Annotated in this window: 1 protein-coding gene; it reads right to left on the bottom strand. The window is 62.4% G+C overall.

The window, feature by feature from the left end:
* Positions 1-636: immunoglobulin-like domain-containing protein (locus G7Z99_RS19620; protein ID WP_375139177.1), on the bottom strand; the 636-nt coding region annotated here is incomplete at both ends.

Genomic DNA, 636 nt, shown 5'->3' with positions numbered 1-636 from the left:
CCGCGGTCAGTGTTGCCACGACTTCGCTGGTGGTGTCGGTGATCTGCAACGTTGCTGGGGTGGTGCTCAGCTGCAGGTTCTCGAAGCCTTTGCCACCGGCATCGACTGCGCTCTGCACGCTCAGGTTTACAGTTTCGCCATCTTTGAAGACGTCGTCGCCCTGGGCGGCCAGGGTGTAAGTGGCCGTAGTTGAGCCCGCTTTCACAATCACGGTGTCGCCGTTGCTGAGGGTGACGTTGAGGTCACGCTCCAGCACACGGTTAGTGGTAACGGTGAAGGTCGCTGGCTGGTTCTCGTTGACGCTGCTCTGGTCAGCCGTGATGCCGACGGTCAGCAGGTCGCCGCCGTTGTTACCGCCCGGCGTACCTGGGTTACCTGGGGTGCCTGGCTCGTCGGTGACGGTGGTAATGCGCGTCTCATCGCCGAGAGTGAGTTTCTCGAAGTTGTCACCGCCGCTGACCGAGACCAGCTTGTTGACGATATCCGCTTGGCCGCCAACATAGGCGTCGTCTTTCACCACGATGGTCGCGGTGCCGGTGGTGCTGCCAGCCGGGACCTTGACCACGGTGCCGTCGGTCAAGGTGAAGCTCAGGCCGTTATGGCCGCTGACCGGCAAGCCTTGGGCGTTGGTCAGGG

It is taken from the genome of Pseudomonas entomophila (assembly GCF_013523165.1).
Classification (GTDB): Bacteria; Pseudomonadota; Gammaproteobacteria; order Pseudomonadales; family Pseudomonadaceae; genus Aquipseudomonas; species Aquipseudomonas entomophila_A.
Note: the sequence above shows the minus strand (reverse complement) of the source record. Positions and strands in the feature narration are given on the sequence as shown.